The organism is Candidatus Uabimicrobium amorphum, from assembly GCF_009002475.1.
Lineage (GTDB): Bacteria > Planctomycetota > Uabimicrobiia > Uabimicrobiales > Uabimicrobiaceae > Uabimicrobium > Uabimicrobium amorphum.
The window spans coordinates 8,978,281-9,001,928 of sequence record NZ_AP019860.1; the positions used below are offsets into that span (position 1 = coordinate 8,978,281).

The 23,648-nt window shown below is 40.0% G+C and carries 18 protein-coding genes; 1 reads left to right on the top strand and 17 read right to left on the bottom strand.

The annotated features are described in order from the left end of the window. The 13 genes from UABAM_RS31580 to UABAM_RS31640 form a co-directional block, all read right to left on the bottom strand. The gene (locus UABAM_RS31580; RefSeq protein ID WP_151972049.1) at window positions 1-3,492 is read right to left on the bottom strand and encodes a putative baseplate assembly protein; all 3,492 of its coding nucleotides are present in this window, start codon (window positions 3,490-3,492) and stop codon (window positions 1-3) included. Then, window positions 3,489-3,692, bottom strand: a complete 204-nt coding sequence (locus UABAM_RS31585) for a hypothetical protein (RefSeq protein WP_151972051.1) — start codon at window positions 3,690-3,692, stop codon at window positions 3,489-3,491. Before UABAM_RS31585 ends, UABAM_RS31580 begins: the two co-directional genes overlap by 4 nt. A gap of 4 nt (window positions 3,693-3,696) precedes the next feature. After that, window positions 3,697-4,086 (bottom strand): GPW/gp25 family protein, encoded by a 390-nt coding sequence (locus UABAM_RS31590; protein ID WP_151972053.1) that lies wholly within the window; start codon window positions 4,084-4,086, stop codon window positions 3,697-3,699. 24 nt (window positions 4,087-4,110) lie between these two features. Continuing rightward, a complete protein-coding gene (locus UABAM_RS31595) occupies window positions 4,111-4,788 on the bottom strand; it encodes a phage baseplate assembly protein V (protein ID WP_151972055.1) in 678 nt (225 codons plus the stop codon). Beyond that, a complete protein-coding gene (locus UABAM_RS31600) occupies window positions 4,785-5,819 on the bottom strand; it encodes a phage late control D family protein (RefSeq protein ID WP_151972057.1) in 1,035 nt (344 codons plus the stop codon). Before UABAM_RS31600 ends, UABAM_RS31595 begins: the two co-directional genes overlap by 4 nt. A gap of 9 nt (window positions 5,820-5,828) precedes the next feature. After that, window positions 5,829-6,557, bottom strand: coding sequence for a CIS tube protein (locus UABAM_RS31605; RefSeq protein WP_151972059.1), 729 nt, complete (start codon window positions 6,555-6,557; stop codon window positions 5,829-5,831). After that, the gene (locus UABAM_RS31610; protein ID WP_151972061.1) at window positions 6,557-10,207 is read right to left on the bottom strand and encodes a hypothetical protein; all 3,651 of its coding nucleotides are present in this window, start codon (window positions 10,205-10,207) and stop codon (window positions 6,557-6,559) included. Before UABAM_RS31610 ends, UABAM_RS31605 begins: the two co-directional genes overlap by 1 nt. 230 nt (window positions 10,208-10,437) lie before the next feature. After that, window positions 10,438-10,902 (bottom strand): phage tail protein, encoded by a 465-nt coding sequence (locus UABAM_RS31615; protein WP_151972063.1) that lies wholly within the window; start codon window positions 10,900-10,902, stop codon window positions 10,438-10,440. A gap of 8 nt (window positions 10,903-10,910) precedes the next feature. Continuing rightward, window positions 10,911-11,093 carry a DUF6760 family protein gene (locus tag UABAM_RS34315; protein WP_368239158.1) on the bottom strand — a complete coding sequence of 61 codons (183 nt, stop codon included), beginning with the start codon at window positions 11,091-11,093 and terminating at the stop codon, window positions 10,911-10,913. An 11-nt stretch (window positions 11,094-11,104) separates the two neighbouring features. Then, window positions 11,105-11,470 (bottom strand): phage tail assembly protein, encoded by a 366-nt coding sequence (locus UABAM_RS31625; protein ID WP_151972065.1) that lies wholly within the window; start codon window positions 11,468-11,470, stop codon window positions 11,105-11,107. Between the two features lie 146 nt (window positions 11,471-11,616). Beyond that, the gene (locus UABAM_RS31630; RefSeq protein WP_151972067.1) at window positions 11,617-11,928 is read right to left on the bottom strand and encodes a hypothetical protein; all 312 of its coding nucleotides are present in this window, start codon (window positions 11,926-11,928) and stop codon (window positions 11,617-11,619) included. An 11-nt stretch (window positions 11,929-11,939) separates the two neighbouring features. Next, window positions 11,940-12,383, bottom strand: a complete 444-nt coding sequence (locus UABAM_RS31635) for a phage tail protein (protein WP_151972069.1) — start codon at window positions 12,381-12,383, stop codon at window positions 11,940-11,942. An 18-nt stretch (window positions 12,384-12,401) separates the two neighbouring features. Beyond that, window positions 12,402-13,940 carry a phage tail sheath C-terminal domain-containing protein gene (locus UABAM_RS31640; protein WP_151972071.1) on the bottom strand — a complete coding sequence of 513 codons (1,539 nt, stop codon included), beginning with the start codon at window positions 13,938-13,940 and terminating at the stop codon, window positions 12,402-12,404. Window positions 13,941-14,313: 373 nt separating this feature from the next. On the opposite strand from UABAM_RS31640, the gene UABAM_RS31645 reads away from it, so the two are divergent. Next, entirely contained in the window at window positions 14,314-14,901 is a 588-nt protein-coding gene (locus UABAM_RS31645) for a hypothetical protein (RefSeq protein ID WP_151972073.1), read from the top strand. Between the two features lie 93 nt (window positions 14,902-14,994). On the opposite strand, the gene UABAM_RS33625 is transcribed toward UABAM_RS31645, so the two are convergent. The 4 genes from UABAM_RS33625 to UABAM_RS31670 all read right to left on the bottom strand — a co-directional run bounded on the left by UABAM_RS33625 (window position 14,995) and on the right by UABAM_RS31670 (window position 23,604). Continuing rightward, window positions 14,995-16,071 carry a DUF4255 domain-containing protein gene (locus UABAM_RS33625; protein ID WP_173013687.1) on the bottom strand — a complete coding sequence of 359 codons (1,077 nt, stop codon included), beginning with the start codon at window positions 16,069-16,071 and terminating at the stop codon, window positions 14,995-14,997. 108 nt (window positions 16,072-16,179) lie between these two features. Then, on the bottom strand, window positions 16,180-18,180 hold the full coding sequence (locus UABAM_RS31660) for an ATP-binding protein (RefSeq protein WP_151972075.1): 2,001 nt from the start codon (window positions 18,178-18,180) through the stop codon (window positions 16,180-16,182). Continuing rightward, entirely contained in the window at window positions 18,158-19,237 is a 1,080-nt protein-coding gene (locus UABAM_RS31665; RefSeq protein WP_151972077.1) for a hypothetical protein, read from the bottom strand. Before UABAM_RS31665 ends, UABAM_RS31660 begins: the two co-directional genes overlap by 23 nt. Before the next feature lie 11 nt (window positions 19,238-19,248). Further along, a complete protein-coding gene (locus UABAM_RS31670) occupies window positions 19,249-23,604 on the bottom strand; it encodes an SUMF1/EgtB/PvdO family nonheme iron enzyme (RefSeq protein WP_173013688.1) in 4,356 nt (1,451 codons plus the stop codon). Between the last annotated feature and the right edge of the window lie 44 nt (window positions 23,605-23,648).

The following is a 23,648-nucleotide window of genomic DNA, read 5'->3' on the forward strand; positions in this document are numbered from 1 at the left end:
TTACGCAGTAATATTTATTTGAATATTCCCAGCAATAGGCAGAGCATCGGCTTCTAGTGTAATCCACCCTTGATTTGAACCGTAGGCAGTTTCCGCAACTACACCTTCTTGCACTTTTTCAACCGTAATTTTTTTAATTGATACAACATTCTCCACACTGTTCAAAATTCGAACAACATCCGCAATCAAAATCCGTGAACCAAATTCCCAACCTTTTTGATCTCTTCCACCTTTTGTCGGGTGTAAGAAGTTACTGAGAAAGCGCAAACATTTTTCTTCTACCTGTGCAATTTCCGTCACAGAAGTAGGTACGATTTCGGTAATAATATTCACTTTTTGGTATCGCGGACCAATAACGCGAATTCCTTCGGTAATGGTAAGAAGTGCGCGTTTTTGTAAATACTCACGTACATTATCTAAAAGCGCTTTTTTAGGATAAATTTCACTTTCATCACTTGGCACAATGGCAATGGTCACTTCTCCACGATTGCTATCGATATATTTGGCTTTGGCCACTTCTTGAGAAGCCATCAGAGCCAACCACTCATAGTCCTCTTTGGTAACAACGCGGTCTTTACTCTTTATCGTTTGTGGCCCACGTTTTACAGCATCGTCTAAGCTTTCCTGGTCGTTGCCTCCCAAAGCAACAGCATAGTTATTCACACTATCAATATTCGCAATATTAATTGTCAACGATGAAACTGTACCGATCGAAACATTTCCACTTCTACCGCCACCACTCGAATATATTTTTGCCACAATATTGTCTTTACCCGCAGAAGGGATCATTCCTTTAAGCCCGTCACCAAATGTAATCGTACCATCTTGGCGATTTAACGTATAATGACGACTAAAAGGTGTTGACCCCGAGAAGTCGAGTACTTCATGCCATCGCACCCAAGTTTTTCCTTCTTTTGTAAAGATGGCATCTTGCCCTTCTTCAGCAAATAATAACTCGCGCTCTTCATTTGGCACAAGTTTCGACTCATGAACGATCAGTTGTTGGTTTTTTAGTATGGGCGTTTGTGTCAATTGAAATTTCAAATTTGGCGTGTGGTTACTCGAACCTAAAATTTCATTGGTAATCGTTACGCTATTTTTTGCCCATACAGAATTAAAATGTATTCCTTTGAGAGATGGACTAACCACTTTGTCTCCCTCAATTTCCACCTTAATCCAGTAAAGACTTTTACCAAACTTATGCATTGGCTGAATATTTTTTGGAATAAAAAATTTGGTGATTTCTCCGCTCCCAAAAAAACTATCGCCGTTTTCGACTTCTAATGTTTTCCAAGTCGTACCATCAAAATATTTCCAAGTTACCGCGGCACTTGCTATTCCATTTTTCTTTGAAGTACTTTTTACTAGTGTACGTATATCTTTATCATTATAGATTTCTCGCATCGCAAAGTATAGAGTATAAGCGATTCCTCCCACATTTTTATTAAAACCAAAATACAGTGATGGATTTTCTCCGATTACTGGGCGATACGGATAAAACGTTTTTTGTTGGTCGTGTATAAAATACTCAAAGTTGCTGTGGCTTTGGATATGCGAGAACTCTTTTTCGCGAAATGTGATATCCATAACCACATTTTCAATAAAAGGTGGGGTATACTCCGGTGTCTGATAACGAACACCTCCGGTAATGCCCTCTTTAATCAAAATATTGGCAATGTCGTCCCAGCCGTCGAGTATTTCGAGAATATTTCTTGTCTTCAAATATTTACCGGGAATACCATATGTTCCACTGCTAATACGAGCACGAATCCAATAGTGCTTCACGCCATTGATTTCGACAGACTTCATTGCCGGACAAACAAAAGTAATGCGTCCACTCTTCGTAAGTCCTTGTGTATCGTCTTGAAACTCGAAACTCTTTGCTTTTTTACTTTTTTCAACCGCTAAAAACTCGTCTTCCACTTCATTTTCGTCTTCACGTGCGTCTTCTTCATCTTCGACTTCACGTTTGTCCGCCACTTCAAATTCATCCTCAACTTCGCGTTCGTCTTTAGGGTCTTTCTCTTTGTCTACCGTTTCTTTTTCCTCAAGACTTAACCACCGCTCACCGTTCCAATATTCCCAAGATAACTCGACTTCGACATGCTTTTGCAGTTCCGTGTGAAATATGTCTTCGAGTAATAGTCGATTTATATGCTTAACGTCGCGTTCTTCGACATCGCTGCTGTAAACATAATAGCGCGCTTCCTCTCTTAGAACAACGTCTTTAAAGGCCTTCTTGTCGTACAACAGTCCTTCGCTATCAATCATCGCGTTGAGTGCCTCGAGTACTTTCTCTGACACTTGGTCTGGTTCTTCCGCTTTGTCAATTTCTCCTTTTAACTCTGCGGAAAACTTCGTTTGCAAGTGTTTCGAAATTCGACTATTGCTGATAAGTCGTCTTTTCAGCAAAAATAAATCTTTAATGTCGCTTTTGGCCACAGTATAGCTTGTAGGATTAATGTGAGGTAGATCTTCTTGTAGATTAATATTCATGCTAATTTGCGCACCGGTTTTAGCAAAATTATGCGACGCAATATAGCATGTATCTAACTTCTTTGGAGTTTCGCCAAAAGGATAAAACCCCTTCTCGATTTCCACGGAACTGTCATTGGCAATTGCGGAATCTAAAAGTAAATTGCTCACCTTTAAATCAGCGCTTACTCTGCTAATTTTTGGAAGTATCACCTCTTCAGAAATTTTTACTTCTGTAAAATCAGGCTCGACCGACAACCAATAATCTTCGATACCATTTACCACAGATTTTTCCAGTGGGCCAATCCCTTCAAATGTGAGTTCAAACTCTTCTTCGCCTACCTTGTTTTTCGGTTCGTAAACTTTTCCTGTGCTATCTTTCCAAATCGAAAAATAGGGAAGAAAATTCTTCGCCGACCCGATAATTTTAATTTTAATATCGACGGGTTTTTCACTAGAAAAAATCATAGAATCCCCCAAATACATCTTGTGGGGAATATATTGTTCTTTGTCGTCCTTACCAAAAATGTAAAAACCTTGCTGCTGCTCTTCCAAAATCAAAGGATGATTCGTAAACTGACCAAACCACGGATTAAGCGACACAATCTGCTGTAGTGGCGTGTGAAACACCGAGAGACCTTCCTGAGTTTCAAAAATAACATCGCCATTTTCCGACGACGCCACCTGTGTACGAAATGGTACATAAGTGCTTGTGGCCCCCTCGGCAATGGTAAAACTCAAAGGTACTTTTGCTGGCTCTGCAGGTAACGGATAGACGCCCATCAAATCTAAAAAAGCAACTAGGTATTTGTAAGGAAGAATATTCAGTTGCTCAATGATCGTTTCCGACAACTCCGAAAATAACTTCAACACCACAACGCGAAAATCTTTGGTATTTATTTCGTTTACATTTTCCGGCCAATCTTTTGTCCATTCAGGACAATATTCCCGAGCTAACTCGACGGTATGCTTGAAAATATCCTCTGCAGTTCTATGATCAAGATGAAAATGCATCATTGCTCCTCTGCGTCAGGTAAAATTTCTTCTAAAACTTGAATGGCACCACTTATGCGCAACATCATCTGTTGCAGGTCCTTACGTTTTTGTTCTAGCTCTTGTTGTTTTGCATCTAGTTGTACTAACATTTTTTGGCCGGCATCCCACTCTTCGCGCAGCTCTTTTAACTTTGTATATGCTTCTTTTGCAAATGTGTCCATTTTGTTAACCACTTATATAAAAAGGATAGACCAAGTTTCTTTGTGTATTGGTATCAATTACAGTGTAATCGATTGAAATATTTATGCGGCTATCTTGATCTGGATCAGGGGTTGCTTTTACTTTGATATTACCAATACGCGGCTCCCACTCTTCCAAGGCCTCACGAACATAACGCTCCGCAGTGTGATATGTTCTCTTATTTTTCAATTCAAAAATAATCTTGTGTATATCACAGCCAAAACGCGGACGCATCACCCGTTCGCCCTTCATCGTTCCAATGATAATAAGAATAGATTGTGCAATACTATCTTCCCCTCCGGCTTCCGACTTTTTCGTCCGCTCGGTCATCGGGTACTTCCAACCTTTTCCTAAGAAGTCATGATCTTCTGCCACTTTTTCTCTCCACTATACAGCGCCCTAATTTAAGTTTACCGTACTTCCTTTAACATTAGTAGTACTTCCTTTAATATTCGTCGTGTTGCCTTCGAAGTTGGCAGTTCCCGAGGCTTTGGCATCAAGGCCTCCAGAAGATTCGATTTTTATACTACTCGAACCTTTAATTTCCACATCACTTGCATCCAAAGCAATCTTGCCGTTTTTGGCCGTCATGGTAATGTCCGCATCGCTTACAATGGAAATAGTGTTGGTACTTGAATCGATGGTGATTAGATTTTTTGTCGTTTTGTCGATAATCTCAATTTTTTCCGAACCGTCGGTGTTGTCAAATTTAAGGGTATGCCCGCTACGCGTCTTAATAACAGAGAAATTATTCTTACCATCAGCGTTGTCTTCCACGGGCTTATTGACACCATTCCACAACGAACCAATCACAAACGGCATGTTGATGTCTCCATTTTCAAATGCCACCAAAACTTCGTCTTTGACCTCCGGTAGGAAAAAAGATCCAAACTCTGCTCCCGTAAATAGCGTCGCGATACGAATCCAATCCGTCTCGTTGTCTTTACTAATTTTTGGAAATCTAACTTTTACTCTACCGAGTTTATCGGGGTCCTTGTTATTGGTAACCACACCAATAAATACTCCTGTTACCCGCGACTGATTTTCACTTTGATAAAACATATCGACAAAACTCATATTCCCGTCTTTCTCACTTTAAATTTGGTCGTGTATTGTTTTTTGTTGAGAACGTGCGTTGTACCTGTTACATAGTAACTCCCACTAAATTTATCTCCCAAGTTGGTAATTTCAATGGTTGTTCCAACGCGTATTTGCTCTGTACCTGAATACGTCCCTTCACCTGTAATAAAGTCTTGTTGCGTTTCATTGTAAAAGGCAGCAGCACGTGTGTCCGCTTCGCTTTTATCTACAAAATTTTCATTGACAATGGTATTTTCAGCACTCTTAAACGCAGAAGTGGCCATAGCATGCCCCGTTTGGCTTCCCCCCATTTTACTTATTTCATCTCCCGCTTTTCCACTACCGAGAATTTCTTCCATCTTTGTCACGTCCCAACCGCGTGTCTCGACAACAGCCCCTTGTCGCACCGTCCGCAAACTTACATTAAAATCGAATATATCTTCTCCAAAATTTAAACTAATGGACGCCGACTTATCCTCTTGGGATTTGCGAAACAGTAACTTTTTATCATCCACCATTAACTCGTAACCAATTTTACGCGCACGCTCCAAAAGAAAATGGTAGTTCGTTTGGTTAAACTGAAACAAACACGGGTATACCGTTGTTGTGGCATCTGCTGTGGCGGAAAGCCCCTCTTCACTTGCAATTGTTGAGACAATTTGACTGTCTTTTTGTTCGGCAAAAGAACGATTCTTACGGCCAAATTGCAAACGATGCAGACGATCAAATCCACGAACTTCAATATAAGGAACCGATGAAAAAGAAATATCAACGGCGGTAATTTCGCCTTTGAATAATTCTTTTTCCGTATCAAGTCCCATAGAAATGGTCACCGCTTTCCCCGGAGCAAATTTAGAAAGGTCTACATTTTTCCATGGTCCACTTTCATCGTCAATAATCGACAAATAGAAGTAGAACATCGTGGGAAGATTCAATTCTTCTTCCACAACCACCTCAATCAATTTTGCCATCTTACATTCGTCGGCTTCAGAATTATCAATCAAAATTTTCGCTATTGGTTTTCCCATTTTTTATCTCTACGTAGGTAAGTCCGGTAAAATCAACACTCTACCAATGTCATTCGGTGTTGGAAATTTAATAGGGTTATCGATATCATTTTCTCGGGCAATAAATAGCCACTGTTTCGCATCCTGGTAAATGGCGTTAGCTATTAAATCCAAACGGTCATTTCCTTTAACAATCCATGTCTTACGGCAACCTTCGAAACCAGAGTACTTATTTTTGTCTTTCTCGGGAATAATCGCTTTGAAATTAAGAGACAATTCTGCACGAAGTGGCTTCCCATCACTATCAAACATGGTATACTTTGCCTCGGCCTCCGTAATATAGCCGAGGTAGTAAAACTCTTCCCAATTGAAGGAACATTCTGGACGACGACGAACACTACCACTCGACTGGGTTGGCAAAGTGAGTTCCTGAATCTTCATCATCTCAGAACGAATGTCAATACTTGACGTATACGCGTGATATTGTAAGGTAATGTCCAGGTCACCTATTCCCGTACTGTGAAACGGCAAATCCACAGATTCACTACTCGCCGTAACATCTCCACCAGTAACCGTGAGTACGTCTTCGTCTTTTTCGTTACCCTCTTTGTCATCCGCGCTTAATTTATAACTATATCCTTCAGGGTTAAACATAACCGTAAACTCTTCCCCTGTATCTTCATTTTTGATAAAGGCGCGCTGGCTATTTGTTACGCGATAATCTACTTCTGACGGGAAGAAAGGATTTAGGCTTACCATTAGAAAATTCCTCTTCTATTTTTTTCGATTGACATTTTTTTCTCCAATATCTTGTACACTCGTGTTGCAATACTGTTAATTTTGGTATCACTCACGTGAATATGTGTTGTCCTTTGATTTTTTTGCGGCTTTTTCTTTTCCTCAATGATTTGCTTCTGTGGGTTCTCTTTGTATTTTAATGGTAATTGTTCACGCTGCACAGCAATATATTTTGGTATAGTTTCACGACGTTTATACTGTAAACGCTGATGCGATGACGATGTATTCAAAGGTTTTACTTCAGATTCGTGGTTTACATATATTCGATGAGACAGAGGATTGTTTGCCGTAAAAAAATACTTATTGTGGAGCTGTGTAAATTGATTTGCCACACGGTCTCTTAAGCTCACAAGTCTTTCTGAGAGCATCTTACTGTTTGTAGGATAATATGCATGGTTGTCCGTTTGTGGCGTTTTATATGTAAAGTGGTTCAAGGCATACAACATATTTGGGGTTGCACTTCTGCGTTGCAATACAGTATTGCCTTGTTTAGGAATCATGTGAGATATGTTACTTAGCACCTGTAATAGTTTATTTTGATGGCTACCTTGTCGCGAAATTTCCGGTGTATTTTCCATGTGTTGCTGATACGTCAAATGATTGCCGACATGTAACATATTGCGCATGCTGGCATTTTTGCGCGGCAACATCGTATACGTCACATTACGTGTATGATTCGCAGGCAGCATGTACGCTAGATGATTGAGCATTTGTAATAAGCTATTTGTACTCGTTCGCGTCACATTTCTATTTTGTGGTGACGCGTTGTTTATTTCTTCTACGTATTGCTGTGGTGTACTATACGTCAGATTATTCACCACTTGCAGCATCTTGCGCATATTCGTACTTTTGCGCTGCAACGTCGTGTATGTTGCGTTATTTACATTCTCCGCGGGCAACATATACGCGAGATGATTGAGCACTTGTAGTAAGTTATTTGTACTCGTTCGCGTCACATTTCTATTTTGTGATGACACATTGTTTATTTCTTCTATATATTGTTGTGGTGTACTGTATGTCAGGTTATTCAACACTTGCAACATCTTTGGCATATTCGTACTTTTGCGCTGCAACGTCGTATAAGCCGCATTATTCGTGTGACCCCCCGGCAATGTATACGCCAGGTCGTTGAGCACTTGTAGTAAGCTACTGGTACTCGTTCGCGTCACATCTCTATTTTGTGGCGACGCGTTGTTTATTTCTTCTATGTACTGCTGTGGTGTACTGTACGTCAGGTTATTCACTACCTGCAACATCTTGCGCATATTCGTACTTTTGCGCTGTAATGTCGTGTATGTTGCGTTATTTACATTCTCCGCGGGCAACATATACGCCAGATGATTGAGTGCTTGTAGTAATTTATTGGTGCTCGTTTGCGTTACATTTCTATTTTGTGGCGACGCGTTATTTATTTTTTCTATGTATTGTTGCCGCGTACTGTATGTCAGGTTATTCATCACTTGCAGCATCTTGCGCATATTCGTACTTTTGCGCTGTAACGTCGTGTATGTTGCGTTATTTATATTCTCCGCGGGCAACATATACGCCAGATGATTAAGTACTTGTAATAAGCTATTGGTGCTCGTTTGCGTCACATTTCTATTTTGTGGCGACGCGTTGTTTATTTCTTCTATGTATTGTTGCGGCGTACTGTATGTCAGGTTATTCACCACTTGCAGCATCTTGCGCATATTTGTGCTTTTGCGCTGTAACGTCGTGTATGTTGCGTTATTTATATTCTCCGCGGGCAACATATACGCTAGATGATTAAGTACTTGTAATAAGCTATTGTTACTCGTTTGCGTCACATTTTGTGGCGACGCGTTGTTTATTTCTTCTATATATTGTTGTGGTGTACTGTATGTCAGGTTATTCAACACTTGCAACATCTTGGGCATATTCGTACTTTTGCGCTGCAACGTCGTATAAGCCGCATTATTCGTGTGCCCCCCCGGCAATGTATACGCCAGGTCGTTGAGCACTTGTAGTAAGCTACTGGTACTCGTTCGCGTCACATCTCTATTTTGTGGCGACGCGTTGTTTATTTCTTCTATGTACTGCTGTGGTGTACTGTATGTCAGGTTATTCACTACCTGTAACATCTTGCGCATATTCGTACTTTTACGCTGCAACGTCGTGTATGTTGCGCTATTTACATTGTCCGCGGGCAACATATACGCTAGATGATTGAGCACTTGTAGTAGGCTATTGGTACTCGTTCGTGCCACATTTCTACTTTGAGGCGATGCGTTACTTACTTCTTCTACGTATTGTTGTGGTATACTATATGTCAGGTTATTCACCACTTGCAGCATCTTGCGCATATTCGTACTTTTGCGCTGTAACGTCGTGTATGCCACATTATTCGTGTGTCCCGCTGGCAACGTATACGCCAGATCGTTGAGTACTTGTAGTAAACTATTGGTACTCGTTCGCGTCACACTTCTATTTTGTGGCGACGCATTGTTTATTTCTTCTATGTATTGTTGTGGCTTACTGTACGTCAGGTCATTCACCACTTGCAGCATCTTGCACATATTTGTAGTTTTGCGCTGCAAGATCGTGTATGTTGCGTTACTTACGTTCTCCGCGGGCAACATATACGCCAGATGATTGAGCACTTGTAGTAGGCTATTGGTACTCGTTTGCGTCACATTTCTATTTTGTGGCGACGCATTGTTTATTTCTTCTATATATTGTTGTGGTGTACTGTATGTCAGATTATTCAGCACTTTCAGCATCTTGCGCATATTTGTGCTTTTGCGCTGCAACGTTGTGTATGCCACGTTATTTGCATAAGCCCCGGGCAACGTATACGTTAGATGATTGAGGACTTGTAGTAAACTATTGGTGTTCGTTTGCGTCACATTTCTATTTTGTGGCGACGTGTTACTTATTTCTTCTACGTATTGTTGTGGCGTACTGTATGTCAAGTTATTCAACACTTGCAGCATCTTGCGCATATTCGTACTTTTGCGCTGTAACGCGATGTATGTTGCATTGTTTACAGTCTCCGCGGGCAACATATACGCTAGATGATTGAGTACTTGCGATAAACTATTGGTACTCGTTCGCGCCACATTTCTCGTTTGCGACGTATTGTCTACTTCTTCGACATATTGTTGTGGCGTGTTATATGTTAAGTGATTCACCACTTGCAGCATCTTGCGCGTATTCGCGCTTTTACGCTGCAATATTCTATATGCCGCGTTATTCACATTTCCCTGGCGATTATTCACCACCTGTAACATACTACTTTTACGTTGTGTGGTGGCCTCTACAAGATGAGTATTTTGCGAATTTTTATACAAGTACTTGTATTGTTTTTGTGAAGTTTTAGAAAACATATTTTGCTGAACATTTTCGTTAAAAAACTTCATGTGCTGCGCAATTTTCTGTGTATGTTTTTGTATATTTTGGAGAGAATAAAGAGGAAAGAACGAATGCAAATTCGTTTTATCTTCGAGATTTGTTTGTAAAATGCGCTCGAAGTGTTTGAGAAAAAAGTTTATATTGTGTATATTTGTGGTGGTAGACGTTTCTTCCGTTTCCTCGGGTTCTACCATTGGATTTTCTTGAAAGACAAGTGGAAAAATTTCCGTTCTCATCATCGGCGCACGATATTTTTCCCAAATTTTGACATTGAGATTTTCTCTATGCAGATGCTGAGTAATCAAATTTTGTGGTTTAATGTACTTAATAGCGTTCATTATGACGTGGCGAGGGAACTCACAAGTGAATTAACGCGAACCACAAAGTTATAGACCTCGCACTTCCTTTCTCCCGTTGTGTAGCTAAAAAGTAATGGACAATGAAAATTTTCACTCGCGAAGAAACATTCCTACAAAATCTGTTTAAAACCGTGATGAGCCATGGTGATCTCTTCAAACACAATTTCTCCGTCTGTCGAATTTAGGTCACTGACAGACCATTTCGTGGGAAAAGCATTTAGAAACATCCATGTTTTCGTCGGAAGCGGAATGGGACCAGGTATATTTTCTAAAAGGTGCACAATAATATCTACACGCCCCGTTTTTCCCTCGGCAACGTCTTTGACCCACGAATAAAAAGGGATCAAGCCTAATCCACGCTTCAAAGTCAAATCGCTGTAACTTACACCCGTACGAATGGTGTAGGGGAAAGGACACCCTCCTTCACTAATTGTTTCCGTCTCAATACTTACTTCTAAACCAGAAATTTCAGCAAATCCCGCAATGGGTAAACCATTGATTTCTACCATAAAACGATGATTTAAAAAAAGTAGATCTGGAGTAGATCCAAATGCCGCTGTTCGAATATCTACCATAATAATCCTTACTTTATACTAAAAATACTTTGGGTCTTTGGCTTTTTTTCGTTGCTATTGAGCTTATCGTTAATGCTGTTGATTTGTTGACACCACTTTTGTCTCTCTTTGTGTTCCATATTCATAATGGTTTGCCGTGCCCAATGAAAATGGAATGCGATAAATGCTATCTCTTCATAGAGACGTTCCAAAGGATAGCGAGCTACTCCCCCAATGAAGGCACCTCAACTTTAATTCTTGCATTACAATTTGGACACTTCGTACGAAACGCATCTTCGCCATGCTCATTAAGTCGGTTGTACAAGTCTTGCAAATACGCAAAATCTTTAGTAAATAAATTTTCGATTATATCGGTGTTAATTTCTTCAATACTACCAAGACGAACGATCACTCTGGAAAGTAAAGCAATTGGTAAATACGAGGGATTGCTTTTTACTTTAGCATCTTTGGTTGGAAATATTTCGTCTGCAGCCGTCGCTAATCTCATAATACCATTTTTATGAACGACTCCCTGGCTATCAACATAGCCCATAGGCAGCGAAAATTCAAATTGTGTCGCAATATCCATCTTTAGGCTTCCACAAATAGCTGATTAAAATTCGTTCATGTAGAACATATACTAGCGCAAAAAACATACATCTATAACTTTGTCTTCAAATGTGTTCTATGATTTTACATTGTAAGCTGTGGTTATAGATGTACGCTTTAAACACTCTAATTTTCTGAATTATCTTCTACACCATTAATTTGGCTATACATTCTTTGTAAGTAGTTGAAGTCTTTGGTGAATAAATTTTCCACAGTTCTTGGCGTCACCATTTTTAGGGTGCCAAGTTTGACAACTACTCTAGATAAGATAATAATGCTCAAATAGGATGGATTTTGCTGAACTCGTGGATCGCGCATCGGTAAAACTTCGTCCGCTGCTGTGGCAAGGCGCATTTTTCCGACCTTATGCAAATTGCCGTCTTCGTCTACATAGCCCAAAGGTAATTCAAAATCGTGTTCTATTTGTAAAACGGTCATGTATCATTTCCTTATGTTACGCGTTTTACACCTTCGTGTTGAATCGTAACAGTTTCAGGTATAGGTTCGTCGTTTGTCGAATCCAATTCGCCATACTCAATCTTCGAAGGCCAACAATTTACAATTTCCCAAGAAGGGCCATCGTTACCTTCTTCATCAACTACAGTAATTGACATATTTTTACGGTTGGGGATTGCGCCTGTTGTGATTACAGAATTATACCATTCCCACAATTCCAAACTACTGAACAAACCTTTTTCCAGTGTAATTTCAGGATAGGAGGTGATACCGGCCAATTTACTTGTGGTAACATTGCCACCTTCCGCATATTCTTTTACTTGCGTTTCCGGACTTGGAATAGCAATTCTTTTAAAAGACGCTATACCAATACCGTCAATATCAACGCGAAAACGATATCCGAGATATGGATCGAGATGGTCTCTTCTATCTGCCATAATGAATCACTCCTTTATCTATGATTGCGGGGATTTTTGAGTAATAGTAAATATGACGAATTCTGCTGGTTTAACAGGAGCGATTCCTATATCGATATGCAATTCACCAGCATCAATACTAGACTGCGGGTTGTTTTCTTCGTCTACCTTGACGTAGAAAGCTTGATCTTCGCTATCGCCTACCAAAGCGCCTGTACGCCATACATTACTGAGATATGCACTTACATTTCTCTTTACCTTACCCCAGAGTAGCTTATCATTGGGTTCAAAAACAACCCACTGTGTCGCTCTTGCGATAGATACTCTCACCATAATGAACAAACGACGAATGTTGATGTACTTCCATTCTGGATCTGCGGATAGAGTGCTTGCTCCCCATACACAGTCACCAGCACCAGTAATACTTCGTAAAACGTTGATAGCACGTGGATGCAAGTAGTCTTGTTCACCTTTGGAAGTATTGCGTTCCATACCAACAATGGTCTTCAAACTACCAACCCCCATACCAGCGGGAGCTTTGTGTACACCGCGCTTGTTATCGGTGTATGCATAAATACCTGCGATGTGGCCTGAAGGAGGAACTAACTTTTTACGCCCTGTTGCTGGGTCAGTGATATAAACCCACGGATAGTACAACGCACTGTAAGAAGTGGCTAAACCTTTTTCACCTTTGTAGTTACCCGTACCATTTTTAAAATCGGCAACATCAGTGGGCTCTAAAGCACGTGGCGGATCAGCGATAAAAAATGCATCTTGACGTAACTGGCAATAACTCATCGCTGCAATCATAACAGCGCGGTCTCCAGGACGGTCAGGAATACACAGAAGAAGTATTTCATCAATTGGATCAAGAACTTTTAAAGCGTTTGTAAACGACTTTACTCCGTCTTGTCCGAGGAGAGTACCATCTAGACCATTTTCTAGTTTAATGTCACCATTTGGTAAACGCTTACCAGTACCATTAAAACCTTCTGGAACTTCAACGCGAATAAAAGCAGAGCCGCCTTCTCCGTCTTCCAAAGGATTGGCTAATTCAACTAGTCTCTGTAAATCGACATCGACGTAGTTTTCTTTAATTTCACGTGGATCGTTACCATCATATTCGTTGGTAAAATTTTCATTTTCTTGGTACATGACACTTAAACGAAAATGTGTATCTTTATTTGCATCCAAAGGATCAGAAACGCGCAAACTAACGCGATTTCCCCATAGTCCCTTAGAATTGGCAGTAATTTTTATGCTTGCTGCTGCGTCACCTTCACCAACATTCATTGTTGCATTGGCCGCTTTAGCATCGTCAGCATCTACGCGAACCACAAAACAGCTACTACCACCTTCTTGGAAAAATGCATATACTCCATAGGCAAGTCTTCCGCCTGGAATAAAATTACCAAAAGTGGTGATAAACTGTGTCCAGTTCGTTACGAGAACCGGTTTATTTGTAGGCCCTTTTTCAGCTATTCCAATAAAAGCGCCAGTAGAAGTACTTGCACTTAGAATAGGTTTAGAACCACTTGAGACTTCTTTAATGTATACACCTGGCGACTGATATGCCATTAGGGTCTCCTCAAAATAACTGTAAATAGTATTACGAATGATTCTAACATTTGCAGCTAAGTATTGCTTTTGGGGTTCTATATACTATTGTTAACAACAAAAAAACCCGCTTTATTGAGCAATATACTAGGTTTTCCATTAAAATTATTGCAGGTTTTCATTGCAATTTTAACAACGAAAACTCTATAATAATTTAAATTGGTTCGATGTTACTCGCTATAAATTGTTAGAAGTCAAGAATTAAAATTTCTTCTTTTGCCTATAATTTTATATAAAAACTTCTTCTTTGTAAACACAAAAAATTATGCAACATTCTACCGTAGAACATAAATTTCGAACGAAAAAAGTAGGTCTATTTGGAAGGGGAAATTGAATGAAAAAAAGTCCACAACAACAGGTAATATACTCGATATTGCTATTCGTTTTTATTGCCACAGGGGTTCGTTATGGGCTATTTCATCAACTAGCACTTTCGCAACCGTTGTCCAACGAAGAACTTCTTCTCACCCAAGAAATTACGAGTCTAACCGCGCAAAAAAACAAGTACATTCGCAAACAGCGACAATGCCAACAAGCCACCGCTTTTTTATTAACAAAAGTAACAAATTCAGGCCCGGTTGTTATCGCACAGCAAAAGTATAGTGACAAAGATTTGCAGGGTCTTTTACAACAAATGCAACTTCGCGACAAAGACCTCCATGAAAAGATTGTTTACTTACAAAAAGTCATTGGTGAAAAAAATCAGCAAGTGACAAAATTTCGCAAATTAAAAGATTACAAAGAAGAACAGCATATAGACATCCGCATGCACAAGCAGCAAGTGCTCCTACTCCAACAACAAATTAAAAAATTGCGCGAAAAAATTGCGCAAAAGCAAAAATATATCGCAGAAAAGAAAGATAACATAAATCACAAAAAAAAGAACATCAACAAAGTGATCGAACTCCTTTGTGACGAGTAGTTCCATTTTAGACTTCTGCTGTTAACTCGCGCTTGTAATTGGTAGCAAGCCGTTGCAAAACTTGGTACCAATTACAAAGTACAGCTCTACAGATTAGCGACCTTTATCCTTGTCTTTTTTATCGTCGTCATCGTCGTCATCTTCGTCTTCACTGTAGTCTTCATCATCGTCATCGCTATCTTCGTCTTTATCCTTGTCTTTTTTATCATCATCGCTATCTTTGTCTTTATCCTTGTCTTTTTTATCGTCGTCATCGTCGTCATCGTCTTCATCGTCTTCACTATAATCTTCATCATCGTCATCACTGTCTTCGTCTTTGCTCTTGTCTTTTTTATCATCATCGTCATCGTCATCGTCATCATCGTCATCATCGTCATCATCATCTTCGTCGTCATCGTCATCATCATCTTCGTCGTCTTCGCTGTAATCCTCGTCGTCACTTTCTTCTTCATCTTTGTCTTCGTCTTCATCCTCGTCTTCTTCGTAATCCTCTTCCTCTTCTTCTTCTTTTTCTTCGTATGCTTTTTTCTGTATTTCCCATAATTTCTTCATGTACTCTTTACGCGCTTGTTTCTTTGCTTCTTTTATAGCGTCTTCTTCTTTTTTTAGTTGCTCTAAATCTTTAACATCAATAATTCTTTTGGCAACTAACTTCGCTTCCGCTGCCTTGCTCGATGGAATTTGTACGGGTGTAATGACATAATGAGCAGCTAATTTAAATTTGTCTTTCATGACAGAAGTAAGTAACGGCTGAGTTTCTTCAGCTCCTTTTATGTTTTGTATGATTTTTACGCGCGAATTACCTGTATTCGCAAGATCCCCTTCTAAGAGGTCCCCCTTTAAATTGGCATAGTCATGGAGAGTTGCCATGATGCGTTCTAGTAACATCAATTCAGTTTCATGGTCTTTTGCGTAAGGAATTACCATGTAATGCAAATCCATGATAAGAGGGGGGTCGATCATTTTGTTATTCTCGTAACGAGGAGGAACATTGCGCAAATGTGCATTTGGTTGAAAGCGATACAGAAACATACATATTTGCGTATTGCCTGATGTCTCTACTTGGTCAGGCTGGCCAAACACAATCGAACTTTCTTCGACAAAGTTCGACAAATTTTTAAACAACAACTTTTTAAGTGTTGCATTTATATCTCGAAAAACAGTGTTCATAACTTTTTCCACAAAACTAACTAGACGATGACATTTACAAAGTTACTTAACTCTACGGCTGCGGGCTCTTGGTGTTTTAGACCACAGGAACGTAAAAATGAACGACATTTAGACGTAAGGTGCAAAGTCAGAATCGAGAAACGCTTTACCTATTTTTTGATACTCACGGCGAACAGAACGAATAATGTGTGACATACGTAGTACCTTGTCGTCTTCCGCAGCATAAAAACAAGCTAGCCACGCGATATTTTTGATATAACCTCCCGACAAATCTACTTTTTTTGCAAGAAATTCTAAATCAATATTATCCACAGGAACCTCTCGTGGAAATATTTTCTTCCATATTCCCACACGCTGTTTTATTGTGGGATGTGGAAACTGAATCACAAAATTCATACGCCGCACAAATGCTTTGTCTAAATTTTCAATCAAATTAGTTGCCAGAATAACGATTCCATTGTGGTCTTCTATTTTTTGCAACAAATAACTTACAGTGACATTGGCATAACGATCTTGGGCACGTTCTACTTCACCGCGTTTACCAAAAAGTGAATCCGCCTCATCAAAAAACAAAATACTATTTGTATCAGAAACTTGTTCAAAAACCGTTCTCAATTTTTTTTCTGTTTCTCCAATATACTTGTCGACAATACTCGCGGTATCTACTTTGTATAAATTCATGTTATTGCTGCCGGCAATAATATCGGCAGTCATTGTTTTCCCCGTTCCGGGCCCACCGCTAAATACAATATTAATTCCGCGCTTTCCCGCCACTTTACTTTGGAAATTCCACTCATCAAGAACAAAATCTTTATGTTCAATGCACTTGCTAATCTCTTTTAACTCTTGCTTCTTGTCTTTGGGCAGTACGATATCTTTCCATTTGTAATGTGGATCAATAAACTGAATATAGTGCGATTTCTTAGGAGCCAAAAATTCTTTACATATCACCTCTAGCGACTTACCACTCCGACACCACTCTTTATAAATGTTCTCTATTTGTGAAAAAGATAATGAATATTTTTCCGCCAACTTATTGATTTTATTCTGTGAAATTTCATTTTTAGCAAACAACATCCAAATTTGCTTTCGTTCTTCAAGTGGGGGCATGGCAACATGATGACTCTGCATACCAAAACTACCGCGATTTTCTCCACAAACATACAATTGGCACTTTCCGGTGCGTAATTTCTTCTCTATAAAACGTAAAATCATCGAGCTTTGGGGGTGCTCATGTAAAGTACTTCCGTTGCGAAAAAAAAGACAAGATTCACGAAGTAATGCTTCACGAAAAGCCAAGTCTAAAACATCGTAAAGATCTTTGTGTGACAAAATTGCGTCGAGATCACCAACGACAATTTCTTCTATCTGTGGATGCTGGCAATGTATCCAGCGAATTTTTTCATTGGTGTCGATACCTGTTAACCACGTCATCGCCGTTTTGTCGGCAAATATTTGCATTGCTCTTGCGTTGTGTAAGTCATCACCGCGTTTATGTATTTCAACGATATTTTCAATATCTTTTTCCACGCAATCGACCTCACACAACCAATCTTTAAAACGGTCTGTTAAAGACACACACTCGTCTTGTATTTGTATAACACGATGAGAAAGTAACGGCGCTGAACGGCGAAAGTAACACTGTTTTCGAAAGCGCTCCTCATGGTTGTGAGACACAGCATCTAAGAGTAACTCAACAGTGGCAAACTTTTGATTCAAATCGTTGTTCAGATAAGCAAAAACAGTTTTATACTTAGGATTGGTATGACCAGCGAGAAGCAGCGATACAATAAAAATCTCATCTTCATCTAGTTCGAATAGAGAGTACAATTTCAAAAAGGGAAAGTTGCACCCCTTTCGCAAAGACGCCTGAATGCGTGATTGGATAATACTATAAGCCTCGTCAATACTCGAAATAAGTTGTGTATTTTCACACTCCACAACTTTCTCAATGTTGTCCATCACATTCCATACTTCTTCTTGCGAAATATACAGTCCTTTTGAGGATTCTTCTCGTGTCAAAAGTAATTTAGCCAGTACCAAATTTATGTATTGTAGATGATCACGAACGCATTGATAGTTTGACTCATACATTGTCAGATTTGACATTTTTGTTGTCCCTAATACACACAAACTCTTGTTCGAAAATTTCTTCCACGGAAGTATTATTTTTTTTAGACTTAGATTTCTTTCTCTTCGAGTTTTTCTGTTTTTTTGTATTGCTCTTGCGAAGATTGTACAAAGTTTTTTGAATATGCGTATCTACAATTTCATCAATACACGTAGTTTGTTCGGTACTTTCCTCGACGACGGGAACATTTTCATGCGTCGCAATAAAGCGTGTAAAAAGTAGTAATTTCAAATACTCTTGTGTATCTTCCGCAGCATACTCCGCTAACAAATCAATATCATCCAACAAATTGTGTCGGTGTAAGAATTTTTGGATTTGATCGCATTGCGCACGTGCCTTGTCTGAGTTCGCTGGGTAACGATGTAATACCGCAATTTCCTTTGCCAAAAGTTCATAAACATCTTCCGACACATCCGCGGCAAAAAATAGTTTTTTCATCGATGCCCACACGATATCCCAACAGTGGAACATCGCGAAAGGAAACGAAAAGACAAATAGCAAAGGAACAAACCGTGGCATTTGCATAATCTGTGCATCTGCGAAAACGGCTTCCACTAAAAAAACCGACGAAAATATTCCCATAGCACCACGCATCCACATTGTCGCCTCGACACTTTGTTGCAAAGCAAAACTCTCGCGGAACCTCTTTAACTCAAACAGTAAATAAAGACCATTCGCAGCAAATACAGCCCCCAACAACAAACCATGTTGCATCGTCTTTGTAGAGTACCTATCGAAAGAATGGAGGACGCCACATATCGAAAATGCGACAAGCCCGACAATGAAAACACTTAGAGAAAAACGTGCCAACCACATAGAAAATAAAGGCTTTTGCTCAACAATATTTTCTACCAACGCCGGAGCAATGAGCGCTTGTAATTCACCATGTAGCTCTTGCAAATCACTCATTTTTTTACTTGCAAAAGAGACTTCGGTCAATACATTAATATGCGCGGGGAAATTTTTCCCCACCTTCTGTGCATGCGAAATCATCGCACAGCATTCTTCAAACAATTTTTCTTGCAAATTATTCATTGTACTCACCTCTAACGGACCCCTCGTAGCCAATCACGTTTGATACGTGGATTTTCATCCATCCACTTAGTGATAATATCTGTAATCTCAAGAGAAGAAGCTGTTTTGCTAATGCTCTCCACTTTCAACATTAAATCTTTCAGTTCTTCTATAGGAAAATACCAATTCATCAAAAATTTGAAAACTTGGGGATGCCGTTCTTTCAACTGCGAAGAAGCGAGAACATATACCGATGCTTCGGGATACCCACAAGTGATTTTTGAGTTTTCGATATTTTCTTGATGAAAGTTCCATTTCGTAACGTCGTATTTTGGTTCCTCTAAACGGCGCAACGTTGACCACTCGACAACAGGGTTAGGTTCCCAACTGTAAAAAACAATCGGTTTACGACTCAACACTCGTTCGCGCACAATATCGATAATTTCTCTTTCATACAAAGTCAGCGCATCAAGATTCAACTGATAACTTCTCACTTTTACTTCATTGATTTTGCTTGTGAGCCACTCAGGCTCTCCGACCCATACATCGCCTATTCCATCGTGGTTAAGATCGAATAAGTCTTCGCGACCTTGGAGATCGCGAATGTGGTAGATTTCATACTTATCGGCGACATATTCGGGAATATAAAATCCTTGAAAAGCGTTGCGATAACTGAGTCTTGCATACATTGTTTTTTTCTTTTCAACGTATTTATTGAACATCTCTTGATGATTTGGCAGCCACACATCAGGATGAATATCCACAACACCGGCCTCCAATTTTCCCCAAACTTCAGTCTGCGATACCGGCAAAAATTTGACAGGAATATTGAATTCTTTTTCAATCATGCGCTGCATGATTCTTTCCACAACAGAAGATGCCACCCAGTCCATATGCGCAATGACGATTTTATGATCGGCGTGGCGACGGAATAAGCGAAAGCCAATATAATAACCTCTATAATCAGGATAATAACTAACACGCGCGGCAGAACGGCAGTATTTGGCATCGTGGAACCACAATCCACCACGATAGACACGCATTTTTCCATTTTTCGCCCCTTGAGGATTTACCGCCTCCCCTTTCGGGTATGGTCCACTCCAATCATTACACCACTCGTACATGTTGCCACTCATGTCAAATAAACCCCATGGGTTCGCGTCTTTTGTCGCTATTTCATGAACATAAGGCTCTCCGACTTTTTCTGTATTCTCATTATACCATGCATAATCTTTAATATCTTCGAGCTTTGGATCATCCCCCCAGTAAAAACGGCTCTGTGTTCCGGCACGACACGTGTATTCCCATTCCGCTTCTGTAGGCAAACGAAAAGACTCGTGCGCTCGCGAGAGGAAGTGGCGACGAATATCATCCCAGCTAACGTGAGAAACGGGCGTATTTTCCGCCTTATCATCACCTAATTTTAACTGATGAATTTTTCTCCCGGTCACGGCTTCCCACTGTGCGACAGAAACTTCGTATTTTCCCATCCAGTATGCTGTATCGAGAACCACAATATGACGCAACTCGTCAGTAAAACGATCCTTCTCATCACTAGGGGAACCCATTAAAAAACGCGCTGGTGGTACAAAAACCATTTCAAAATTCACATCTTCGTCGTTACCGTTTTTCTTGGGTATCGCAAATGTGTTTTCCACTGGTACATTTTCTTGTACAGCGTATGCCTCCTGGTAAGCCTGGCTCACTTCTATTTTCTTTGCAAGAGATAAATTTTTCCAGCGATCGACGGTCATATCAAGAATCCATCGGTCTTTTTCTTTCACAAAATACATAACGTCCTTAATAAACTTCGCATTGTATTTTGTCGCCAGTTGTAAAAACCATGTTTTCTTTAATTCTTCTACGGAATTCATTTCGGTACGCGCGATTCTTTCGCAGTAGTCAATTTCTTTTAAGGCACGAACAATGTATCCTTTGTGGATTGCCTCACGCGCATTATTAATACGTCGTGTAATCGTATTTGATTCTTCAATCGTAAATTTATAAATCTTGTTTACACGGGCATTTTCACTGTAATATCTTAATGCTCGTTGACAAAATTCCGAACTTTTCGCATATTCTTTGTTCTCATACGCCTTGATAATTTTTGGGTAAATAGCAATGAATTCCGCATACCGTGCGATGTTATCGCGATGCTTTTGTCCAGGATCATGTTGGCTGTAAATTTTGTTTATATAATTTTCCGCTTCCACCAGCTGCTCACGATCGATCAATTTGCGAATTTCTTGATCGTGTGCCTTGAAGACACGCTCAACAATTAAGTTTTTCAATTCTTGTAAATAGATATCAGGAGTACCGTTGTAGAACTTCTCCGCTTTTATAATCTCGGACAAACATTTGCGATACTGTTTTTCTTTAAAAAACTTCTGTGCCGCAACATAGTAAGAGCGAAACTCCATTTCGGAGGTTTGAGATATTTTGTCTTCCAGCAGTTGCTGTTGCTTTAAAGTGAGCGCATATGGACTTAGAGACTTGTATGTTGCCGTTGCTGCGGAAAATTTTTGTTTCGCACTATATTTCTCACCTTTTTTAATACCGTCACCAATAATAGTTTCTACAACTTCCGTTAATTTAGCCGCGGCCTTGTCGCGATAAAAACTATTTCCTTGGTTCTTAACGCGAGATAAAACGGTAAACGCTTTGCGATAATCACCGTCTTTCACAAGCTTTAAAGCACTTTCGTATTCTTCTAATTCTTTTTGAGTTAAGATTTCATTTTCTAAGGCCTGCAATAAAAAATATGCCTCAAGTTCAACCTCACCGCTGACTTCAAATTTTAGCTCCATAGCCATTTTGTACTGACCACTTTGCAAATTGCGGCGGATGTCGCGCAAGTATAGATAATATTGAAGACCTTGTACTCCCTGATGCACTTGACCAAGAAAAACGTCTTTGTGTACGGACTTCAACATTGAATAAGATTTGGCACTATTGCTCTTCCACACAACAATCGCCAAATCGACCAAATCTTTGGCATTTTGTGGCAAATCTTTCATCTGCAAACTTTGCTGACGTTTTTGCGAAGGTATTCGGTAAATATTTCGACCAATGGCAAATAATAGCTTGCTCTTGGCAAACTTTGCGTGAACACTCTGCGGGTAATACTCCAAAAACTGCGACCAATTTTTTATTTGCTCTTGCACTTTTCTACCACGTAAACTTTTGCGGTAAAACTTTATCTCGGCGTATAATTTTCGGTACACCTCAATGGAAGTTAAATTAGGATTTGCTTTGTGTAACCTGTGCACCTCTCGCAGATCGTTCTTGGCGTAGGCATTTTTTATTTCCTCGATGACACTACTTTCTGCGGCAGAAACGACTTTTTCCACATCAGTACTTTCGTCGCCTTCTATATTTTCGCCGTCATCGTAATCTTCATCCTCTTCGCTGTATACTTCATCGGCATCTTGCCGTGCAAATTCCTTCTCAAAATCGCTTTCAAATTGCTCATCGTAGGACTCATCATCGTCGTCTTCGGCAAATTCACTTTTATTTTCATCCTGTGGTAGAGACTCGGTATCAAAGTCCTCATCCTCCTTCGTCTCTTCACCACGTTCATCGAAATCCCCATCAAATGCGTCGTCCTCATTGGACGCCACTTGGTCTTCATCGATCTCTTCGTCACTATTTTCTTCGTCGGCACTTTCGTTATTGTTTTCATCCTGTGCAATTTGCGAATCGTCGTCCTCATCACCCGACGACATTTCTTCGTCATCGGTGTCACGCGAAGACATTTCTTCGTCATCGGTGTCACGCGAAGGTATTTCTTCCTCGTCGTCCTCATCAGCATTTTCGTCATCTGCACCTTTTAAGTTAAATCTTCGCATTCCATCTTCAAAGTCGTTACTCTGACGATTCACGATTTCCCCAGCAACTTTATTTTTGCGAGTGGCTTTTTTCTCTAACGCCCGTGGTTCTTGGCTCTTAACTCGTGGCTCGTGGCTCTTAACTCGTGGCTCGTGGCTCTTAACTCGTGGCTCGTCGTTCGTAGCTCGTGGCTCATGACTCGTAACTCGTGGCTCGTGGCTCGTAACTCGTGGCTTGTGGCTCGTGGCTCTTAACTCGTGGCTCGTAGCTCTTAACTCGTGGCTCGTAGCTTCCGATTCATAAACGGTCACAGCCGACTCATAGCTCTGAGCACGTGGTTCCTCGTTTCGCAGTTTGCGACTATCTCTTTTTTTGTTTGCGCTTTTTACAACGGAAATCTCATCTTGCCCGTTTAGTCCTATCACGCCCTCGTTTTTTTGGACATTTGCATCTTTTTCCATCATCGCAGTATAAGTCAAAATACTTTGATTAAAGAACTTTGCAAATCCAATACATAAACATATAGCCGTTATAAAAAGTATAATGTGTATTCTTTTCAATTTAGCCTCCGTCATACCTGAACGACAAAATTTCAAAATACCTG

What these genes read in the sequence shown, in the direction of transcription:
- UABAM_RS31580 (WP_151972049.1), bottom strand. Translation starts at nt 3,492, where the DNA reads ATGATGCATTTTCATCTTGATCATAGAACTGCAGAGGATATTTTCAAG.
- UABAM_RS31585 (WP_151972051.1), bottom strand. Translation starts at nt 3,692, where the DNA reads ATGGACACATTTGCAAAAGAAGCATATACAAAGTTAAAAGAGCTGCGC.
- UABAM_RS31595 (WP_151972055.1), bottom strand. Translation starts at nt 4,788, where the DNA reads ATGAGTTTTGTCGATATGTTTTATCAAAGTGAAAATCAGTCGCGGGTA.
- UABAM_RS31600 (WP_151972057.1), bottom strand. Translation starts at nt 5,819, where the DNA reads ATGGGAAAACCAATAGCGAAAATTTTGATTGATAATTCTGAAGCCGAC.
- UABAM_RS31605 (WP_151972059.1), bottom strand. Translation starts at nt 6,557, where the DNA reads ATGGTAAGCCTAAATCCTTTCTTCCCGTCAGAAGTAGATTATCGCGTA.
- UABAM_RS31610 (WP_151972061.1), bottom strand. Translation starts at nt 10,207, where the DNA reads ATGATGAGAACGGAAATTTTTCCACTTGTCTTTCAAGAAAATCCAATG.
- UABAM_RS31615 (WP_151972063.1), bottom strand. Translation starts at nt 10,902, where the DNA reads ATGGTAGATATTCGAACAGCGGCATTTGGATCTACTCCAGATCTACTT.
- UABAM_RS31625 (WP_151972065.1), bottom strand. Translation starts at nt 11,470, where the DNA reads ATGGATATTGCGACACAATTTGAATTTTCGCTGCCTATGGGCTATGTT.
- UABAM_RS31630 (WP_151972067.1), bottom strand. Translation starts at nt 11,928, where the DNA reads ATGACCGTTTTACAAATAGAACACGATTTTGAATTACCTTTGGGCTAT.
- UABAM_RS31635 (WP_151972069.1), bottom strand. Translation starts at nt 12,383, where the DNA reads ATGGCAGATAGAAGAGACCATCTCGATCCATATCTCGGATATCGTTTT.
- UABAM_RS31640 (WP_151972071.1), bottom strand. Translation starts at nt 13,940, where the DNA reads ATGGCATATCAGTCGCCAGGTGTATACATTAAAGAAGTCTCAAGTGGT.
- UABAM_RS31645 (WP_151972073.1), top strand. Translation starts at nt 14,314, where the DNA reads ATGAAAAAAAGTCCACAACAACAGGTAATATACTCGATATTGCTATTC.
- UABAM_RS33625 (WP_173013687.1), bottom strand. Translation starts at nt 16,071, where the DNA reads ATGAACACTGTTTTTCGAGATATAAATGCAACACTTAAAAAGTTGTTG.
- UABAM_RS31660 (WP_151972075.1), bottom strand. Translation starts at nt 18,180, where the DNA reads ATGTCAAATCTGACAATGTATGAGTCAAACTATCAATGCGTTCGTGAT.
- UABAM_RS31665 (WP_151972077.1), bottom strand. Translation starts at nt 19,237, where the DNA reads ATGAATAATTTGCAAGAAAAATTGTTTGAAGAATGCTGTGCGATGATT.